Origin of the sequence: Roseivirga sp. E12 (genome assembly GCF_017592825.1) — a bacterium.
Classification (GTDB): domain Bacteria; phylum Bacteroidota; class Bacteroidia; order Cytophagales; family Cyclobacteriaceae; genus Roseivirga.
Genome location: NZ_JAGFMD010000001.1, coordinates 361,037 through 381,355 on the forward strand (window position 1 = coordinate 361,037; position 20,319 = coordinate 381,355).

19 protein-coding genes are annotated in these 20,319 nt (G+C 40.9%); 16 read left to right on the forward strand and 3 right to left on the reverse strand.

The genetic code is table 11. The annotated features are described in order from the left end of the window. The first annotated feature begins 136 nt into the window (after nucleotides 1–136). Nucleotides 137–2,671: a PIG-L family deacetylase gene (locus J4E76_RS01600; protein WP_208500759.1), complete on the forward strand. Its 2,535-nt coding sequence runs from the start codon at nucleotides 137–139 to the stop codon at nucleotides 2,669–2,671. A 130-nt stretch (nucleotides 2,672–2,801) separates the two neighbouring features. Then, a complete protein-coding gene (locus tag J4E76_RS01605; protein WP_208500761.1) occupies nucleotides 2,802–4,508 on the forward strand; it encodes a sodium:solute symporter in 1,707 nt (568 codons plus the stop codon). A gap of 2 nt (nucleotides 4,509–4,510) precedes the next feature. Here the strand turns inward: J4E76_RS01605 and J4E76_RS01610 are convergent, their stop codons facing one another. Then, nucleotides 4,511–5,338 carry a restriction endonuclease gene (locus tag J4E76_RS01610; protein WP_208500763.1) on the reverse strand — a complete coding sequence of 276 codons (828 nt, stop codon included), beginning with the start codon at nucleotides 5,336–5,338 and terminating at the stop codon, nucleotides 4,511–4,513. Nucleotides 5,339–5,386: 48 nt separating this feature from the next. Here J4E76_RS01610 and J4E76_RS01615 point away from each other — a divergent pair, with 48 nt between their 5' ends. The 6 genes from J4E76_RS01615 to msrA all read left to right on the forward strand — a co-directional run bounded on the left by J4E76_RS01615 (nucleotide 5,387) and on the right by msrA (nucleotide 10,006). Next, on the forward strand, nucleotides 5,387–6,739 hold the full coding sequence (locus J4E76_RS01615) for an exonuclease domain-containing protein (protein ID WP_208500764.1): 1,353 nt from the start codon (nucleotides 5,387–5,389) through the stop codon (nucleotides 6,737–6,739). Between the two features lie 143 nt (nucleotides 6,740–6,882). Continuing rightward, nucleotides 6,883–7,068 (forward strand): hypothetical protein, encoded by a 186-nt coding sequence (locus tag J4E76_RS01620; protein ID WP_208500765.1) that lies wholly within the window; start codon nucleotides 6,883–6,885, stop codon nucleotides 7,066–7,068. A 155-nt stretch (nucleotides 7,069–7,223) separates the two neighbouring features. Beyond that, complete coding sequence (locus J4E76_RS01625) at nucleotides 7,224–8,147, forward strand: hypothetical protein (RefSeq protein WP_208500766.1); 924 nt, start codon at nucleotides 7,224–7,226, stop codon at nucleotides 8,145–8,147. 61 nt (nucleotides 8,148–8,208) lie between these two features. Further along, nucleotides 8,209–8,751 carry a peptide-methionine (R)-S-oxide reductase MsrB gene (msrB, locus tag J4E76_RS01630; RefSeq protein WP_208500767.1) on the forward strand — a complete coding sequence of 181 codons (543 nt, stop codon included), beginning with the start codon at nucleotides 8,209–8,211 and terminating at the stop codon, nucleotides 8,749–8,751. A 64-nt stretch (nucleotides 8,752–8,815) separates the two neighbouring features. Then, nucleotides 8,816–9,292, forward strand: a complete 477-nt coding sequence (locus tag J4E76_RS01635) for a nucleoside triphosphate pyrophosphohydrolase family protein (RefSeq protein ID WP_208500768.1) — start codon at nucleotides 8,816–8,818, stop codon at nucleotides 9,290–9,292. Nucleotides 9,293–9,346: 54 nt separating this feature from the next. Further along, on the forward strand, nucleotides 9,347–10,006 hold the full coding sequence (gene msrA / locus J4E76_RS01640; protein WP_208500770.1) for a peptide-methionine (S)-S-oxide reductase MsrA: 660 nt from the start codon (nucleotides 9,347–9,349) through the stop codon (nucleotides 10,004–10,006). Nucleotides 10,007–10,010: 4 nt separating this feature from the next. On the opposite strand, the gene J4E76_RS01645 is transcribed toward msrA, so the two are convergent. Next, nucleotides 10,011–10,526 (reverse strand): hypothetical protein, encoded by a 516-nt coding sequence (locus J4E76_RS01645; protein ID WP_208500771.1) that lies wholly within the window; start codon nucleotides 10,524–10,526, stop codon nucleotides 10,011–10,013. Nucleotides 10,527–10,581: 55 nt separating this feature from the next. Here J4E76_RS01645 and J4E76_RS01650 point away from each other — a divergent pair, with 55 nt between their 5' ends. From J4E76_RS01650 to J4E76_RS01685, 8 genes are all read left to right on the forward strand, one after another. Beyond that, the gene (locus tag J4E76_RS01650) at nucleotides 10,582–11,058 is read left to right on the forward strand and encodes a DUF456 domain-containing protein (protein ID WP_208500772.1); all 477 of its coding nucleotides are present in this window, start codon (nucleotides 10,582–10,584) and stop codon (nucleotides 11,056–11,058) included. 171 nt (nucleotides 11,059–11,229) lie between these two features. Next, entirely contained in the window at nucleotides 11,230–12,897 is a 1,668-nt protein-coding gene (locus J4E76_RS01655; protein ID WP_208500773.1) for an alpha/beta fold hydrolase, read from the forward strand. 192 nt (nucleotides 12,898–13,089) lie between these two features. Further along, nucleotides 13,090–13,890 carry a hypothetical protein gene (locus tag J4E76_RS01660; RefSeq protein WP_208500774.1) on the forward strand — a complete coding sequence of 267 codons (801 nt, stop codon included), beginning with the start codon at nucleotides 13,090–13,092 and terminating at the stop codon, nucleotides 13,888–13,890. 6 nt (nucleotides 13,891–13,896) lie between these two features. Further along, nucleotides 13,897–14,322: a hypothetical protein gene (locus J4E76_RS01665; RefSeq protein WP_208500776.1), complete on the forward strand. Its 426-nt coding sequence runs from the start codon at nucleotides 13,897–13,899 to the stop codon at nucleotides 14,320–14,322. A gap of 18 nt (nucleotides 14,323–14,340) precedes the next feature. Further along, nucleotides 14,341–14,898 carry a YceI family protein gene (locus J4E76_RS01670; protein ID WP_208500778.1) on the forward strand — a complete coding sequence of 186 codons (558 nt, stop codon included), beginning with the start codon at nucleotides 14,341–14,343 and terminating at the stop codon, nucleotides 14,896–14,898. 6 nt (nucleotides 14,899–14,904) lie between these two features. Further along, nucleotides 14,905–15,765, forward strand: a complete 861-nt coding sequence (locus tag J4E76_RS01675) for a DUF5777 family beta-barrel protein (RefSeq protein ID WP_208500780.1) — start codon at nucleotides 14,905–14,907, stop codon at nucleotides 15,763–15,765. Nucleotides 15,766–15,936: 171 nt separating this feature from the next. Further along, entirely contained in the window at nucleotides 15,937–17,247 is a 1,311-nt protein-coding gene (locus J4E76_RS01680) for a sodium-dependent transporter (protein ID WP_208500782.1), read from the forward strand. After that, nucleotides 17,244–18,326: an isopenicillin N synthase family oxygenase gene (locus J4E76_RS01685; RefSeq protein WP_208500784.1), complete on the forward strand. Its 1,083-nt coding sequence runs from the start codon at nucleotides 17,244–17,246 to the stop codon at nucleotides 18,324–18,326. Before J4E76_RS01680 ends, J4E76_RS01685 begins: the two co-directional genes overlap by 4 nt. 62 nt (nucleotides 18,327–18,388) lie before the next feature. Here J4E76_RS01685 and J4E76_RS01690 read toward each other — a convergent pair whose 3' ends face one another. Continuing rightward, entirely contained in the window at nucleotides 18,389–20,308 is a 1,920-nt protein-coding gene (locus J4E76_RS01690; protein WP_208500786.1) for a M14 family metallopeptidase, read from the reverse strand. Between the last annotated feature and the right edge of the window lie 11 nt (nucleotides 20,309–20,319).

The following is a 20,319-nucleotide window of genomic DNA, read 5'->3' on the forward strand; positions in this document are numbered from 1 at the left end:
TTTTGAGTTTTGATCTGGAGGTCGCTAGGAGTAGCGACCTCTTTCATTTATACCGTTTACAAAAGTGTCCATATGTAGGTATTCACAACTTCCTATATTCGCATCCGTAGACAAATCCATTAGTCCAACGAGCCTTATGAAACTACAATTCAATGTTTTCCTATTTCTAGCATTATTCACTTTAGGAAACTCGGCAATTGCTCAAGCACCAGAAAAGCTGAATGCCGCAGAGATTAAACAAGCGTTAAACAAACTAGAGGTCTTAGGATCTGTACTTTATGTTGCTGCCCATCCAGATGATGAAAACACACGACTCATAGGCTATATGTCTTTGGAGAGGAAACTCCGCACAGGCTATATGGCCATGACAAGGGGAGATGGTGGACAAAATTTAATTGGTACTGAGATAAGGGAGTACTTGGGTATCATTAGAACTCAGGAACTTCTAGCGGCTCGTAGAAAGGACGGTAGCGAGCAATTCTTCACTAGGACCAATGATTTCGGGTTTTCTAAAGACCCTGATGAAACCTTTAATACTTGGGATAGAGACGATGCCTTAGCAGATGTAGTTTGGAATGTGAGAAGGTTCAGACCTGATATAATGATTGCTCGGTTTGATACAACTCGAGGAAGGCCAGGAATGCATGGCCATCATACCGCATCAGCATTGCTTGCTATGGAGGCTTTCGAAATAGCAAATGATCCAACCAAGTACCCAGAGCAATTGAAATATGTAGAGCCATGGCAACCCAAAGGGCTTTACTGGAACACCTATAACTTCGGTAGAGGTGGTGCTAATCACGAAGGTCAAGAAGGATATTACACTGTCGATCTTGGGGAGTATAATGCCCTCCTAGGCAAGTCTTATGGTGAGATAGCTGCACTCAGTAGCAGTGAGCATAAGTCCCAAGGCTTTGGAAGAATGGGTGCCCGAGGTGAAAACAAAGAATTCTTAATGAGTTGGAAAGGGGCTCTACCAAAGGGAGATGTCTTCGCAGATATTGATCAAACCTGGAATAGAGTAAAAGGTGGAGAAAAGGTGGCTACATTGATCTCAAGGGCCAATAAAGACTATAACTTAGAAAATCCTGAGGCAATTGTTCCCACTTTGTTACAAGCTAGAGAGGCTTTGCTTAACCTCGAAGATGAGTACTGGAAGAATGTGAAATTGAAAGAACTAGATGTAGTTATCAAGTCGGCCATGGGCCTTTATCTTGAAGTCGCAGCTAGGACTTATAGTGCTGTGCCTGGTGAATTAGTACCCATATATTTCGAGGCTATTAACCGATCGAATATATCTACAAACCTCAGAGCAATTAGACTACCATCCGTTGGTAAGCGCATAGATGTTGGCAAAACACTAAAGAATAATGTCAGGTTGATTGAGAACGATTCTATCAAGATTCTTGATGACATGGCTTACTCTCAACCTTACTGGTTAGCAAAAGAGGCTTCCCTGGGAATGTATCGAGTAGATGAGCAAGAAATGATTGGGCTAGCTGAGAACCTAGGAGCTATTACTGCCACATTTGAATTAGAAATTGACGGAAAGCCTTATGAATACACTACGGATATTATTCATAAGAGAAGCGATCGTGTTAAGGGAGAGGTGTATAGACCATTTGCAATCACTCCTCCGGTAATGGCCGAGATTAAGGAAAGTGTGTTGATCTTTCCTGATAATGAGCCAAAGACCATCAATGTGGTAGTGAAGGCTGGTAGATCAGACGTTAAAGGTGTTGTGAGCCTTGACTTGCCGTCAGGTTGGAAGTCAAACCCTGCATCGGTTGACTATGACCTAAAGCAAAAGAATCAAGAGCTTTCAGTCGCTTTCAGTGTTTTGCCTCCAACAAACCCCGAGGAAGCATACATTGGTGTAAACGCATCATATAATGGAAAGACTTATGATCGAGGTTTGAAAACCATTGAGTACGATCACATTCCTGTTCAAACCATCTTTCCTAAGAGCAACACCAAAGTGGCTAGGGTAGATATTAACAGAACGAGTCAATACATAGGATATATCATGGGTTCAGGAGATGCCATTCCTGAAAGTTTGGAGCAGGTGGGTTATACTGTTACAATCCTAGACCCTAATAATATCACAGCAGAGAGCCTAGAAGCATTTGAAACAGTTATTGTAGGCGTGAGAGCATACAATACGGTAGAGCGTATGAGTGTGGTACAACCACGTCTGATGGAATATGTAAAGGGCGGAGGTACTGTGATCACCCAGTATAACACTTCTATGAGAGATCAACCGGAAATCGGGCCATATCCATTTCGTATCTCAAGGGATCGCGTAACTGTAGAAGAAGCCAACGTAACGATTCTGGCACCGGATCATCCAATCATTAATGGCCCGAACAAGATTACCCAGAAGGACTTTGAAGGATGGGTACAAGAAAGAGGTTTATACTTCCCAAATCAGTGGGATTCAAAATATACACCCATACTCTCGAGTAACGACCCAGGAGAATCACCAAAAAATGGCGGGCTTCTTGTTGCCGAATATGGAGAAGGATACTTCGTCTATACTGGGTACTCGTGGTTTAGAGAACTCCCCGCTGGAGTATCTGGTGCCTTTAGGATTTTCACCAATATGATTTCTTTAGGTAAGGAAAAGCCAAAAAGTACTACCTTGAACTCAGTGGAAAACAATAAGAAATGACCAAAAGTACAGATGAGGTGAAAGAAGATAAGCCTCCATTTTTTGATTCGTGGTCTAAAATGTACTGGCTCGTGATGGCAGTTCTAGGCGTTTTAATCCTCTTGTTCTATCTCTTTACACAACATTATTCATGAGTAATATTGATTGGATTGTACTCTTTGGTACGCTTATCTCAATTGTAGCCTATGGTGTTTGGAAATCTCGCGATACCAAAGATATGGACGGTTATCTCCGTGGAGGGAGCGATGTAAAATGGTGGGCTATCGGCCTATCTATCATGGCTACACAAGCGAGTGCAATCACATTCTTGTCTACTCCCGGTCAGGCTTTCAATGACGGAATGGGCTTTATCCAATTTTATTTTGGTCTGCCCATCGCGATGATCATCATTGCCGTATTCTTTCTACCAATCTATTACAAGCTCAAGGTCTATACCGCATACGAATACTTAGAGACTCGTTTTGATATGAAAACGAGAATGTTGGCTGCCTTTATATTCTTGATACAAAGAGGTTTAGGTGCAGGTATTACAATCTATGCTCCATCTATTATTCTGTCGTCACTTTTAGGCTGGGACCTAAAGATTACCAATGTCCTCATCGGTGTTTTAGTGATCATTTATACCGTTTCTGGAGGCACAAAGGCCGTTACTCAAACCCAAAAAACGCAGATGGCTGTGATGATGGGTGGAATGATTATAGCGGGTATTTTAGTCATTACCTCTTTACCTACAGGCGTTGGTTTTGGCGATGCGCTTAATGTGGCTGGTAAAATGGGGAAACTCAATGTTGTTGACTTCAGTTTCGATTTAAAGAATAGATATAGCTTTTGGTCAGGAATGACTGGGGCTGTTTTTCTGTTTCTGTCATATTTTGGTACAGACCAGTCTCAAGTACAGCGATACCTTTCTGGTAAATCGTTGTCAGAAAGCCGTTTAGGTTTGATGATGAATGGCTTGCTAAAAGTGCCAATGCAGTTCATTATTTTGTTTATCGGGGTAATGGTGTTTGTCTATTACCAATACAATCAACCGCCAGTTTTCTTTAATGATACGGTAAAGGAGCAGGTGTATTCGACAGATTATGCTGATGATTTCAGGGGACTGGAGTCTGAGTACACTTCAATATTTGATGAAAAACTAGATGCAGTAAATCAGCTAAATGCTGCCATGAAGACTGATGATCCTCAGGAAATTGAGCAGGCACAAGCTTTAGTTAATAGCATTCAGGCACAATCGGATGAAATAAGAAATGAAGCCAAAGCCATAATAGAGGAGGCGGTGCCTGGGGCTGAAATCAACGATAAGGACTACATTTTCATGACATTCGTGATGAATGTGCTACCTGTGGGCATTGTAGGCCTGTTGTTTGCTGTTATCTTCTCTGCAGCCATGTCATCTACCTCTTCAGAATTGAATGCATTAGGGGGGACAACCACCATTGATTTCTATAAGAGACGAGTCAAACAAGATGGAGATGACCTACATTATCTGAAGTCTTCGAAGTTATTCACTCTAGCTTGGGGTATTCTGGCTATCATAGTAGCTTCTACATTATCGTTATTTGAGAATCTGATTCAAGCAGTAAATCTTATTGGATCTCTCTTTTACCCTACGGTACTGGGCATTTTCATTGTAGCATTTTTCTTTAAATCCATTAAGTCGAATGCAGTCTTTATTGGTGCAATAATGAGTCAAATAGCCATTATTGTTATTCATTACTTGAATGTCGAAGGCATTGCAGGAGTATTTACCATGGGCTTTTTGTGGTATAATGCCTTAGGTTGTATTCTCGTTGTGCTGTTTAGTTTCATCATTAAAGGACTCCGAGATAAATAGAGCTATCCTTGAACTAGAGACTTACATTCCTCGATCACTTTGCGTGTCTTGTTAGACCGAATGAACTTAAGAAGGCTTGGGTTGTCTATAATTTCTTTGCAGAGAACAATTTTCTGATCGAGCAAGTGCTGTTTTTCTGACTTGGTCAATGAGCAGAGACAAGTGATCGGATATAAGCCGGAAATGTCAATTCTTTCCCTCAGGCTACCTTTACTTGGGTAATTCCATGCCATTAATTCTATATTCTCACCGGAGGCATAGGACACCGCATCTGTGGTGAACTTGGTGTTCGTTACTATCCAGCATCTATAATTCAATTCGGCAGGCTGACGTCTTTTGAGTTGGGAGACAACATCATTGAATCTAGAATGTACATAGAGTATAACCTTAATATCAGACTTGTAATTCTGGTTGCTATGATGTTTGCATTCCACTATGTACTGAACCTCATGGTTCTTGGCCCACACATCTACCTCATGTGTAACTCGTTTGCCATTCATCGTTATGCCTACACTAGTGTCTAAGCCTTGGAAGGCAAAGAGGTGGGAAACATACTCTTCAAATGGGTAGCCTGAAGGCCCGAGTTCCAGAATGGCTTTTTGCAACTTGTAGCGTGCAGCGAGTTGGAATGACGATTTTCTAAGTAATTGAAATGCATGTTTATAAACCTCCTTGGTACTGAGGTTTATTGTAGGTAATTCGAGAACTGAGCTAGTGATTTTTTTAATGAGTTCGGGACTAGCACCGGAACGAAAAAGTGATCGCTCAAGCTTTTCTGTAGAGAATGGAACTAGTTCTCCGGAAGACTTTTTTATTAAAGTGTCACTCATGTTTTTACAAAATAGTGAAAGCAAAAAATCTTACCTAAATTTCATTCGATGTACGCAATTGTCGACATAGAAACCACCGGAAGTGCTGCCGCTTATGGAAAGATTACGGAGATTGCTATACTCATTCATGATGGTAAGAGAGTCGTAGATGAGTTTCAATCCTTGATCAACCCAGAATGTGGAATCCCAATCGGGATCACTTCGCTCACCGGTATTTCCAATGAGATGGTTTATGATGCTCCTAAGTTTTATGAGGTGGCCAAAGAAGTTCATCAATTGTTGGAGGGGAATATTTTCGTAGCACACAATGTCAACTTTGATTACTCTTTTATAAAGAAGGAATTCCAAGAACTAGGTGCTAACCTTAACTTGAACAAGCTCTGTACGGTCAGGTTAAGCCGAAAGATTTTTCCTGGATTGAAATCATATAGCCTCGGAAGATTAAGTGATCATTTCGGAATTGAAAATGGCGCAAGGCATAGGGCGATGGGGGACGCAAGGGCAACAGTGGAACTAATGGATCTTTTGATTCAAAATGACACGGGGCAAATCGAGTCCTTCCTAAAAAGAAACTCTAAGGAAGCAGATTTACCACCTAACCTTCCTAAAAAGATCTTCGAAGAATTACCAGAGTTAACTGGAGTATACTATTTCCATGATGAACATGGGAAAGTGCTGTATGTGGGCAAAGCAAATAGCATAAAAGCACGGATCAGAAACCACTTTTCAGCAACAGATGTGGTCTATAAGCAGGGCTTGAAAGATCAAATTTATGATGTCTCTTATGAATTGTGCGGTGATGAAATGGTTGCCTTTCTGTTTGAATCCTTTGAGATTAAACGACTGTTCCCACCTTTCAACAAGGCCCAAAAATATCCTTCGGCAAAGTATGGTCTATATCATTATGAAGATGTGAGAGGTTTTCAACGGCTATCAATTGGTAAGGTGCAAAGGGGGCATATACCTGTCAAATCCTTTACTTCGTTTGACAAAGCAAGAACTTTCTTAATCCAATTTGTAAAGGAGCACAATTTGGATCCTGAGCTGTGCAGTCTTCCAGCCTCAATGATGAAATACTTTGGATATTCTTTTAAAGACTCTGACCAAGAAGAGCTGAAGGTTCGTTTTAAAATAGCCATAGCTTCTCTGGACGATGGCAAAGAGACTTATTGTGTCTTTGGTGAAGGCAGGACTATTGGAGAGAAGAGTGTGGTACTGATAGAGGAAGGAGTTTACAAGGGCTTTGGTTTTTTTGATAATGACTTTGATGGGAGCTCTCTAGAAGATCTTAGAGATATGATTAAAGAATATCCTGATAACCCAGAAGTGCATCGCATAATCAATCAGTTCAAAGAGAAGCGAAAAATATTGACATTTTCGTCACCTCAAAAAGTAGGGTGAGCCGCGAGTTGATTGTTTAATATTGTACAGGATATACCAACCGTAAATATAATTTTCCGTTGGAATAAATATTGGATAGAGAGTATCTTCTGGTGAACATCTATGTACCAGAAGATGTTATTATTACGTTAGATAAAACACCTATGAAAAAGACAAAGGAAATCGGAGGGAAGTTGTTGAGGTATGCTGAAGAGAGCATTCAACAGAGATCTCTGAAAACAAGCAAGCGTATTAGAAAGTATGTGGATAACGTAAGTGACGTAAGCAAAGAGTTAGTATTTGCAAGTTCGCTGATGGCCATTCACAAGAAGATGAAGGTCTCAGACTAGACATTAATCTCAAAAAGACTGTTTAGAAATGGGACGAATTTCTCAAAAAGAGAATGTGAAATTCGTTTTTATGCATGTCAACAGTTAATTTTAAGCTTTGATGAATTGGTAGGGTTATTGACTACTTAACTGTACCTATATCGATTAAGGCATTCATGCAACAAGACACTGACTACTATTCCTATCTAAATTGTCCGTTTACCGGTCGAAAGTTACGTTTCCTTTCTGAACAAGAATTGGAGAATGTAAACGAACGCATTGGTAGAGGTGAGTTGTTTTTCCATCCTGGAATCCAAGTGAAGGTCAAGCTCAGTCAAGCGCTTGTCACCGAGCACCAAACATACATTTATCCAATATTTGATAATATCTTTTACTTAAAGAGGGAGACTGCTATTGTCGCAAAGAACAGGACTGAGAATTACCTCAAGAGAATTAGTCAGACCTTGATAGATGATTTCGAAAAAAGATATGATTTCAATTCTTTGACAAAGTCCACGGAAGAAGCTAAACCAAGGTCTTTGGATGTACTAAGTCTAGAACAGATTACTTCATTAAGAGGGAAATACAATAAGAGTGGTAAGTATTTTGTAACGGTTTCTTCTACTGATATTGATGCTATTCACAACCTAGTTTTCGAGACTAAGTATCAACAATATATTCACGTAGAATTTGAGTTGAACAAGCTTAGGGCGATCTCGGCAGAATTAAAAGACAAGACTGTGTTGGTTCTGGCCGACAATGGAAAATTGCCATTTGCTGATGAATTGATTGACACTATGGTATCATTCGATCCTATTAACAAATATGCCAAAGCCGATCAGAAGCTTGTTTATGATGATTTCAAACGAGTCCTTGCTGAAGGTGCTGTCTCTGTAGTACTTTTTGAGAATGATAAGCCAATGCATACCAAGTTTCTCTTAGGAGTAGATAAACTGTCAAAAACTGCGCGTAGTATGGTTATGCCTTGGAAGAAAGCAAAGCTTCCGACATTTCACTTCGAAGGTGTTAAGCCTGCACCAATAGCAGCGCAGTCTAACGAAATTGTCAGCAAGACTTCCCTTAATAGACAATTTTCCTGATATCTGAATCTGATACAAACCTTTTCTTCGTATATAAGGTTAGCAGTTTAAAATTATCAATATGAAGTCTAAAGTAATTTTGTTATCAGGTCTTATCGTCATTCTAGTGACTAGCTTTTTTGCCTTAAAGGGACAAGATAGAGTAACCCAGGACCAGAAAAAGGATCAATCAAAAAAGTACGAAATAGAATTGTCTGAGGAGGAATGGAAGAAGAGGTTAACCCCAGAACAGTATCATATTCTGAGAGAGCAGGGTACAGAGCGAGCCTTTAGCGGGAAGCTGAATAAGTTCTATGAGAAAGGGACTTATTATAGTGCAGCTTCACTTCAGCCAGTATTTACTTCAGAAACGAAGTATAATTCATATTCTGGGTGGCCAAGTTTTTGGAAACCTATTGATGATGATGCTATCAAGCTAGTGAAGGACACAACTTTTGGTATGGTTAGGTGGGAAGTAGTGGATAGCAAAAGTGGTTCTCACTTAGGTCATGTTTTTGACGATGGTCCGGAGCCCACTGGCAAGCGTTATTGTTTGAATTCGGCTGCACTGATTTTTGTACCAGAGGGCCAAGAACCTCCAAAGCTCAAAAAACCTGAGAACTAAATTCAGGAGAAGAAAATATTTGATTAACATTGGCCTGATTTATCAGGCCATTTTTATTTAACCCATGGAAGAACCAAAAGCACTTAATAGCGTAGCAGGATTTCACAAAACATTTAAACACCCAATATTAGAATCGCCTCAGATTCCATCAGAAGACAGGTGCAAACTTAGAGTCTCTCTGATTGCTGAAGAGTTGAAAGAATTGGAAGAGGCCATTGCTGATAATGACCTTGTAGAGGTTGCAGATGCCCTCGCAGATATTCAGTACGTTTTGTCCGGTGCTATTCTTGAGTTCGGTCTTGGAGGTAAGTTCAAGACCTTGTTTGACGAGGTACAACGTTCTAACATGAGTAAGACTTGCAAGACCATGGAAGAAGCGGAAGCGACTCAGGCGCACTATATGCAAAAAGATGGTACCGAAAGTTATGTGGAGGAGTCAGATGGGCACTTTTTAGTCTATCGAAAAGGGGATAACAAGACGTTAAAGTCAGTTAATTATTCCCCGGCTGACCTTAAAAGCATCTTGGCTGACCATCTCTAAAAACTTTTAAGCTGTACAGTCCGTTAGGGTAGCTGAAAAGTAAAAGAGAAAGAAATGCAGGGATTATATTCAGTACTTATTTCAATTGTTTTTAACCTTTCGGTGAGCTCTTGTGCTCAGGAAGCGCAGACAAAGCTTGCTTTACCAAGTGATTTACAGGATGGGGATGGCATTGCCACGTTCGCTGGGGGATGTTTCTGGTGTACTGAAGCTGTTTTTGAAAGAGTTAAGGGAGTTAAGGATGTGTACTCAGGCTATACAGGTGGAAAAGAAGATAATCCAACCTATAGTCAAGTTAGTTATGGCAGGACTACGCATGCCGAAGCAATTCAAATCATATATGACCCCAATGTAATTAGCTATCAAGAACTGTTGGATATCTTCTTCATAAGTCATTATCCTACTCAAGTCAATGGCCAAGGCCCTGATAGAGGTGCTCAGTATCGAGCTGTGGTTTTTTATCACAACAGTGAGCAAAAGAATGCGGCAGAGTCCATTATTAGGTCATTGGAAGAATCTGGTAAATTCAGTGAAAAGATAGCGACAACAGTAGAGGCCTATGATAAATTTTGGATGGCCGAAGATTATCACCAGGACTATTACGAGTTGAATCCGGGCAACCCTTACATCATCCAAGTGGCCATTCCAAAGGTCAAAAAACTTAAAAAGTACTTCCCTCAAAAGATTAAGGATAAGTATAAGGCAGAAAAGTAAAAGACTATTTGTTGAGGGCAGAAAGGATTTTCTGCCCTCTGCTTTTAAAGCCTGCCGTTCCATAGGGTAGCTGGTCCTCAATTAATATGGCCAACTCACCTTTCAACTCAGGAATATGTTTAACAATGTTGTAGGCTACAGTCATTGAGAAAACCTTCACTGCAATAGTCTCATCGTTTTTTGAGAGTAGTTTTAAGGCGATATCCAGTAATTCACCCCAGTCGTCTTCATCTATCTCAACCTCTTGCAGGTAGCGCATAGTATTACGCCTTGCAGCGACATGTATATCAGGCTTCTTTAGGTTTTCAATCATTTGTGGAATATAGGGCCTTATCCATTCAGGTTTGGATCTGCCAAGGTCTCCCACAACCCATGCAGATCGCTGAATCAATCTATATGTTTCGTTTAAGAAAATATCCATCAATTCTTCTACCAAAGCAGGGTGGCCTTCTATATAAGAGACGATTTTTGCAGTATTCTCTTTTGAATGCTCTTTAAGAAGTTGTTTTCTCAGATCCATATTTTTAAATCAGTGAAATTTAGGCATCTTTAATCTCGGTCAAAAGCAATATTGAATGGATATTATTCTCATCATTTTAGGGTCTATATGTATGATTGTCGGCATCCTTGGATGCTTCCTACCCATAATACCAGGCCCTCCAGTTAGTTTCATCGGTTTACTGCTTCTCGAATGGACGGAGAAATCTCCATTCGACTCTGATACACTATGGCTGTGGGGTTTGATTGCGGCAGGGGTCACAGCTTTAGATTATGTAGTTCCTGTCTATGGTACTAAAAAGTTTGGTGGAACCAAAAGAGGAGTTTGGGGGAGTACTATTGGCCTCATTGTCGGACTTTTCTTTGGCCCTTTGGGGATAATTTTGGGTCCATTTATAGGTGCTTTTCTCGGTGAGATGAGTACAGGTAAAGCAACAAACAAGGAAGCCTTGAGAGCTGCATTTGGTGCGTTTGTGGGGTTTGTGGTTGGTGTTGTTATCAAGCTAATAGCCTCCGGATGGATGGCATGGATTTTCTTTGGAAATATCTTCTAGTCGTTTTTTAAGGTCCAATTCATTTATTGGATTGAATAACTACAATAGGAGAAAGCATGTTGTGTAACAGAGCTTTTATTGCCTTATAGATTACCTAAAACATCATTTCTTACGTTTTGCGAATAACGTTTTTTTGAACAATTTATATATGATTCTATAAGTGAGTTCTGCATGTCCGTAAAACCCAATACTAAGTATACTAAAAGCGGCCGGATCAATATTGCCTATCAAGTTTTTGGCTCTGGCCCAATAGACCTAGTGTATATACCAGGATGGGTGTCGAATATTGATTGGATGTGGGCTTGTCCAGAGTTAGTTAATTTCTTACAAGAGCTGGGGAAGATCTGCCGAGTTGTTCTTTTTGATAAACGAGGGACTGGCCTTTCCGACAGAGTGGTTGAATTGTCTACTCTAGAAGAAAGAATGGATGACATACGTGCAGTTATGGACGACATCGGTTCTGAGAAAGCCGTTCTATTCGGTCATTCAGAAGGAGGGTGTGTATCAGCTTTATTTGCAGCGACTTACCCTAATCGAGTGATCTCCTTGATATCGTTCGGCATTTTTGCAAAACGCAGGTTTGCTCCAGAATACCCTTGGGCACCTACTGATGAAGAGCGCCAAGCTGTTTATGATATGATCGAAAATAGCTGGGGTAGTGGTAAAATGAACCTAGAATCTCTAGCGCCCACCAAAGCCAATGATGACATCTTTATGGACTGGTTGGCTAACTATTTTCGTTCAGGAGCTAGCCCTAGTGCCGCAATGGTGTTGACCAAAATGAATACTGAGGTTGATATCATTAATATCTTAGGCTCTATTAAGGTCCCCACTTTAATCATGCAGCGAAAGCATGATATCGATGTTAAGATAGAGGAAGGTCGATTTATTGCTGATCGTATCAAGGGTGCCAAATTCGTTGAATTGGAGGGGAGTGATCATTTATTTTGGGTAGGTGATACCTCTTCGGTATTGGATGAAATGAAGGCATTTATTACTAACGTTAAGTCAGAAGCAGTTTATGAAGAACGACTCTTTACCTTGTTGGCAGCTAAGATCATACCTTCTACGAGAGCCAGTACGAACCCCCAAGAAAGCATCAGAAGCCTTGTTATCCAGTACAGGGGACAAATTGTACAGTATAACCGAGAAACGTTCACGGCTATTTTTGAAGGACCTAGTAAAGCAGCGCACTGTGGCCTAGACCTGATTGAGACCTTGCATCGTTTAAATTATCAGCTTTCTATTGGAATTCACATTAAAGAGAGCCCATCTGATGAGGTTCATTTCATCAATGATCAGACGCAATCACTGATTGATGCTATTTTAAGACCCAGTGAGCCGAACCAGATTTTAGTAACGAAACCTGTTAAATTTCTGTTGTCGGGAGCAGGACTCAACCTATTGGAGCATAAGACTATTACAGAGCCTACTACTGGAGATCTGCTTTCGTTATTCAAAGTAACAGATCACTTCGAAGCAGAGCGTGAGACCTTCGATAGCAATCAGCGTACACCCCTCAAGAATGATTCATTTCTCGAAAACGTCTTGCAAGTGATAGAAAAGAACTTAAGCGATGAGTTCTTTGGCGTAGAAATGCTTTGCAGAGAAATTGGCGTAAGCGAACGTCAAGTGCAAAGAAAACTTAAAGCCATTACCAACAAATCACCAAATCAATTGATCTCATCAGTTCGATTGCACCGGGCAAAAGAACTACTTTTTGCTAATACCCTAAATGTCTCTGAAATAGCATTCAGATCAGGATTCTCTAACCCCTCTTATTTCTCCAAAATCTTCAAAAGGGAGTTTGGAACAAGCCCTTCGGAGTTGCTGAGATAGAAGTTTTCTGCCAAATGGTTGTCGGATATGTTCATGTATTCACCGGATTAGTGCTAGTCGCGTGTCTCAACTGAGCATAATTTTGTGTTCAAATAACACAAATAGATACTCATTGAAGGTTGTTGAATAATACACGCAGCCTTTTTAAACTGAGATCTGTAAAGGCTAATGACCAATAAAAACTCTCTATTAATGAAACAGATCAAATCAATTCTGATTTTGTCCTTGATAATTTTTTCGACTTGGGCGTGTACATCAGAAAAAGAACCACTTCCAGACACAACGGATTGTACGAATGTCCTAACCATAGAGGCGACTAGCGAAGTAGCTTCTAATTGCGGTCAAAGTGATGGAGGATTTACAGTTGCAGCAACCGGAGGTTCTGGTAATTATACGTATCAAATAGCTTCTGCAGGAAGCCAGACCTCACCAGTTTTTGAAAATCTAGCCGCAGGGGTATATACTGTTGTTGCGACAGATAGCGACTTAGGTTGTACAGCAGAAATACAGCTACAGGTAAGAAACCAAGATGGTGTCAATGCAACTGTGGCTACCACTGAGAGCGATTGTAATGTCCCAGGGGGAACGATACAGCTTACTGCTACTGATGGTGTTCAGCCTTACGAGTATAAGTTAGATGATGGTACTTTCCAGGCCTCTGATAACTTCACTGGAATTGCTCCGGGCTCCTATATGGTAACCGTAAGAGACGCTAATGGATGTGAGGTTGAGCTACAAGCTCAGGTAGGCTCTACAGTGGTTTTTGCATCAATCAGATCCTTAGTACAGACAAATTGTGCGGTCTCAGGATGCCATAATGGTAGTATTTCGCCTGACTTCAGAAATGACGCTACCATTATTGGAAGAGCTTCTAGAATTCAGTCAAGAACAAGCTCTAGAACAATGCCTCCGTCATCAAGCGGTAGATCACTATCCAATGAAGAGATTGCCAACATTGTATGCTGGGTCAACGATGGAGCACCAGGAAACTAAGAAATCATGAAAAAGAAGAAACTTTTAATCGCAGCGGCAATCATCGGTGCTATCGCAGCATACTTTGTTTGGGCCAATTTTTTAAAGACAGCACCTTCCATGAGGAAGTTGGATGTTGACTATCAGGTGGAAGCAGTAGCCTTCTATAATGAGTTTGACAGCAACGAAGCCACCGCTAATACTAAGTACTTAAACAAAATTGTTCAAGTGACTGGAGAGGTAGACAATGTCGAGGTAATGGAAGGCAGTAAACCGGTGATTAGTCTAAAGACGGAAGGCTTTGGAGTAATCAAGTGTACTCTGGAGTCTGACATAGATGAAGACGAGTTGTCCAAAATAAACGCAAACTCAACAGTAACAATAAAAGCGGAGTGCATTGGCATGTTGCTGGATGTACTGCTTAACCGCTCTATAATCATAGAAACGAACTAGTAATTGAAATCTAAGACAATGAAAACTATAAAAACACTTTTTACACTGGCTTTACTACTGACCACATTGGTGGTACAGGGGCAAGACAGATACCTAACTAGAACAGGTCATATCAAATTTTTCTCACATGCTCCACTCGAAGATATTGAAGCGCATAACAATAAAGTGCTGAGTATTGTGGACTTGGCAAAAGGTCAAGTGGCAGTGGATATGTTAATTAAAGCCTTTGAGTTCGAAAAGAAGCTAATGCAAGAGCACTTCAACGAGAACTACATGGAGTCTGATAAACATCCGAAGTCTACTTTCAAAGGTACTTTTGAAGTTCCTCAAGAACTGAAGGCCATGATTGATGGAACTTATGTGGTGGACGTTAAGGGTGATCTCTCGGTACACGGAGTTACTAAACCTTTAAATACCAAAGCTACCTTGAAAGTTTCAGGAGGGAAGTTGTCTGGTGATCTTGTCTTTAAGGTTAAAGTAAAAGATCATGAAATCAAGATTCCTAAGGTGGTGGTAAGAAACATCGCTGATGAGGTAGAGGTAACGGCCACTTTTGAATTTGAACCTTATAAGTAAACTCGTATGAAAAGAATAAGCATATTTTTAACACTATTATGTTTAGCCAGTTTGAGCCTTAGGGCGCAGAATGATTTGTTGGATTTGTTGAATGAAGAGCAAGGGGAGGAGACCAACTTTGCCACAGCTACCTTCAAAGGTCAACGACTGATTAACGGTCATACGGTGGTAACCAGAAAGACGGCAGAACTTGAATTCCTTATTTCGCATAGGTTTGGAAGAATAAACAGTGGAATTAAAGAGTTCTTTGGCCTCGATGCGGCTAATGTTCGATTCTCATTGGAATATGGGCTGACTGATAATATAACTGCTGGAATTGGTAGAAACTCACTTGAAAAGGTTTATGACGGGTTCATAAAGTATAACCTCATGAAGCAATCTACTGGTAAAGTGAATAGCCCCTTTACCATAACGGGATTAAGTAGTATCGCTATTAGAACAGCCGATAATTTCGACTTTGCGGATGATGACTTCGCGTCTAAAGTCTCTTACACACAACAGATTCTCATCGCAAGAAAATTGAACGATAAGTTTTCCGTTCAATTATCACCAACTTTTGTACATAGGAACAAGGTTTTAGAGAATCAGGAGAATGATATTATAGCGCTGGGCTTTGGAGGAAGAATGAAGTTGTCTTCACGGATTGCTTTAAATGCAGAGTACTTCTACAGACTCACGGACGAGTTGAATAGCAATTTCAAGGATGCGCTAGGAGTAGGGATTGAGATAGAGACCGGAGGGCACGTATTCCATATTAACTTTACAAATGCCCGATCAATGGCAGAAAGGGCGTTTATTACAGAGACGAATGGAGATTTCTTTAACGGGGATATTCATTTTGGATTCAATATTTCGAGAGTATTTTGATACATGAAATAATAAATAATTATAGATATGTAAATATGAATAAATAATAAATATAAAATATTAACATATTAAATAATATTCATGTATAATACGATTTCAGATTAGACTGTTTTAGGCGTTGTGTTTTGACTAAATTAGATCATATGATCAGTCAAGCTCAACGCCTTCTCTTTGAATAATACGCCCCGTTTTACTTCTAAATTAGCAGCCATTCTCACTATGGTGGGTGTATCCGTTGGCCTTGGCAACGTTTGGCGTTTTCCATATATGATGGGTCAAAATGGCGGAAGCGCCTTCTTATTTATCTATCTGATATTCACGCTTCTGTTTGCTGTACCGGCTTTGGTCAGTGAGTTAGCTTTGGGTAGAGAAACAAGGAAAGGCCCGTTAGGAACATTCTCAGGCATCTTTGGTGGCCGAATAGGGAAGTGGATTGGTTACTTGCTCTTACTGACTGTTCTTGTCGCAGATTCTTACTATCTAGTGGTCATTGGTAATGTCGCATTCAGCACCTACTTCTCCGTTGCTGAAGGCTTCTCTCCAGAGACTAACGTCTTTTATCAAGAGCAACTTGGCAATGGAGTCCTTCAGCTAGCAATTACCTTCGTAATTCTCCTCCTGAGTTTGATCGTCATCCGTTTAGGTTTGAAACGGGGCATCGAACGTGTCAGTAAAGTGCTGGTACCTTTCTTTCTGGTTGTAATTGTTTACCTGACTTTTCAAACACTCAATTTAGATGGGGTAGGAGAAAAACTTCGCGTTTTTATGATGCCTGATATTTCGGCTATTACCATAGATGTAGTCTTTGCAGGTCTGGGACAAACCTTTTTTTCCTTGGGTTTGGGAGGAACCTTTCTGCTCTTATATGGTAGCTATATGAAAAAGGATCAAGACATTGTGAGCGTAGCCATCTCTACAGGAATAGGAGACATGGGAGCGGCTATTCTTGCCTCTTTGTTTATTATACCGGCTATCCTGGTTTTTAATCTAGATATGACATCTGGGCCTAGTCTACTCTTCAACACCCTTCCCGAGTTGTTTAGTCAAATGCCTATGGGTAGATGGTCAGGCAGTCTCTTCTTGCTAGCATTGACAGGCATCGCCTTCCTGTCGAATATTGCTGCATTAGAAGTATTCGCCAATGCCTTACGGGAACAACGTAAAGTTAAAATGTCCAAAAACCAAATCATTTGGTTACTGGGTATCATTGAAGCTGTACTAATCATACCGAGCGCACTCAACCCCGCATTAATTGGGCATCTGGACCTAATCTTTGGTTCAGGAATGCAAACTTTCGGTAGTGTGATTTCTATTATTGGCCTAGCCTGGTTTGTGAAAAGAAGAAAGGCTCTTTTACAGGTCTTTGGTGAGAAATCAGAGGGAAAAATACCCTCCATCTACTTCTTGTTGATCAAATGGGTAATTCCTGCCATATTGTTATTTATACTAGTTAGTTACATCTATTCATCCATATTCTCATGAGTAAACCTTCAAAAGAGCACGGAATTGAAGCCGTCAATCAAGAGTTCAAAAAGTACGAGCAAGTAGAAAAAGATCAGACCTATAACTTGGCAGAAAATGAATCTGAGGACCAGTTTGACAATGATTATGTGATTGAAACCTGTGACTTGACTGAGTTTTTTGAAGGTGGTGAAGCAGGAAAAAAGGCTTTTGCTGAAAAACTAGGTAGAGCAATGGAGGGGATAGGCTTTGTGGTTCTAACTGGGCACGGAGTTGATACAAGTCTGTATGATGAAGCTGAAGAAAAGACCAGAGAAATATTTGAAGACCTTAGCCTGGAAGAACGCATGCCGTTTGAGGCTCAGAGACATGGTTCGGTAAACCAAGGCTACTTTCCAATTAAGGAAACAACGATTATCCATCCAGACCTTGTAGAAGGGTGGGTTTTTTGCAGGCGTGCCTTTGATATTCCAGGTAATAGGAATCCAAATTATAAAGTGTCTGACTTTTGGCCTAAGCCGAGTTACGAACCATTCTTTAGGTCGCTTTGCTTGGAGCATGAAAGACTGATTTTGCCGATCATGCAGAGTATTTTGAGCTATTTGGGCTGCGATCCGCACGCTTATGACGAGAAACTTACAAACACCAATTTTGGCTTTAGACTCAACTACTATCCGCCTGTAACTCATGAAGATGATGCTTCAGGTGCGGGAAGAATGTTGGGGCATGAAGATGTCGATTTATTCACGATCCTTCCTTCCTCAGCAGTTGAAGGCCTACAGGTGTTGAATCGTAAGAACATGAAGTGGATCCGTCTGAATCCGCCTAAAGGAAGTATAATTCTTAATACGGGTGATTATATGCAAAGAATCACGAATGACAGATTGCCTTCGACAACGCATCGTGTATCTAAACCAACTTCCAAGGGATTATATCAAAAACCACGAATTAGTGTGCCTATGGCTGTTTACGTGTGGGAGGAAGAGGTACTGGAAGTTCTTCCCTGCTGCGGAACACCCAAATATGAACCTATAAAAGCCGAAACTTTCCATACCCGAATTACAAGCAAGTATTACGGTGATGACTACTCTGATGATTAGTTAGAAGCACATAAAAAAGCCCATACTCATGGAGTACGGGCTTATCAATCTATTGTAAATGCTTATTTGTCTTCCTTTGGGTTACCAATGACTACTTCTTGCTCAATATATCCACCTCGGGTAGATAAAATCTTCAGCTTGGCTTTGGCCCCGTCTATTTTGTTCAATTTGATCTCGAATGTAGCCACTTGCGTTTGTCCAGGTAGCGTGCGGTCCATGTATTGTGTTTTATCGAAAAGGGTAGGTGTTAGCACTTGCACTTGCGCATCTTTTCCGCCTTTGGTCAGGTCACTAGCAAACTGTAGTTGTACCCTGTCCTCTCTCACAATCTTCACCAGCTGAGCTTGTCTTAAGGCTGTGGGTAACTGACCTGTATTCGTAAAACTCACCTTAACAGTATATGTGTTTCGATTCTTCTTCTGAACATCTACACCATCAAGTGTAATCTGTGGAAGCTCTAAAGCCATGGCCAGGTTGAAGAGTGCTTGTTTCTTAGCCCAATTCTCCAATTGCCAAGGAGGGCCGTTCTGACTGAAGAACTTAGGGTGAAATCCGCCTATTTCAACCTCGCCTAATGTAGGGTGAGTAAATGGTTCCCATTCTCTAAACCCTCTTCCTTCATTCTCCTCATCATCCCACCGTAGACCATCATAGTTGTCATAAATGCCATCGTTGTCGTAATCCTTCATGGCACCATTATTCCACAATTCATCACCATACCAAATAGCACCGTAGTAGAAGTAACCGAAGTCCGGACCATGTCCAAATAGTGGGCTTGGCTTCAATGGATCGCCTGTTGTGCGATTTACTTTGTATCGTGTGGCATAAGTTTCATAGACATCACCAGCCCAAGGATAGCCTGTGATACTTAAGCCGATACTGTCATATTTCTCATACAAGTCTAAATCTTCAGGGTACATTCTGTCTGTACTCTTAGAAGTTGATGGTGGGCGCAAATGCATGGGAACTCTTGTGTCCATCGAGTTTGCTACGGAGATATTAGGGTGAGTCAGCATCCATAGAACAATAGATCGAGACTCGGGCTCAGAGGTAGGGTAGGCGCCCGCACCATATTGGGTATAGCCTCTGCCGGTTTCATCGAGTCCTGTATCAGGTCTCCAGTTTTCAGGATAGTTTCGGTGTAAATCAAGTCCGCCTATACCATCTTCATTAAATCGACCGTCACCATCATTGTCTATTCCTTCAGAATAGACAAAGTAATTTCCACCCTCTTGAACACGTTTCATCAAACGTCCTTTTGGGTCACGAGGATCGATGATATGTGTTCCTTTTTCTCCTTCCTTAGCCTTTCTACGGATCTGATACATAATGCCATCTCCATCAAGATCTTCCTCATCATCTTCGTCCAATAGGCCATCGCGGTCATTGTCATGAGGTCTAACTGTGCTTCGGTTACGCTGGGCTGTGTGCAAATAGAGGTTACTACCATCAGGGTTATTCTGGGGTCGTAAATAAATAGCCTTGGTATCGATCAGGTCGGTAATGGCCTTGTCCTTTCCATAGTTGGTCAATAGATGTTGCGTTAACCAAAGAATAGATTCACTTGCAGTAATTTCTCCACTATGACGCCCCCCTTCAAAGTAAGCGGCAGGCTTGTCAGTGTCTTTACCGGTTTTCTTATTTGTGAGAGTCATCTGTAGGATGGGACGACCTTCGTAACTGGTAGCTACCTGATACAAGTCCACAATATCTGGGTATTGCTCTGCCCATTTTTTGTACCAATGGTACATGACATCTACCGTGTGATACTTGTCAAAATTAAGGGTCGCACCAGGAGTGTATTCCACTTCAGCATGCTGAAATTGATTGAAAAAGCTAACACCATGGCGTTCACCACCGACAGTGTAGTAGGTAGTGTCTTTATCTGATTCTGGCCAACTATGTGGATTGAGTTGTCGTACTTCTTGCGCAAAAGTCACTGATACAAAAAGCATCAATGAAAGAGTGATAAGCTTTTTCATGGTTTAAGGTT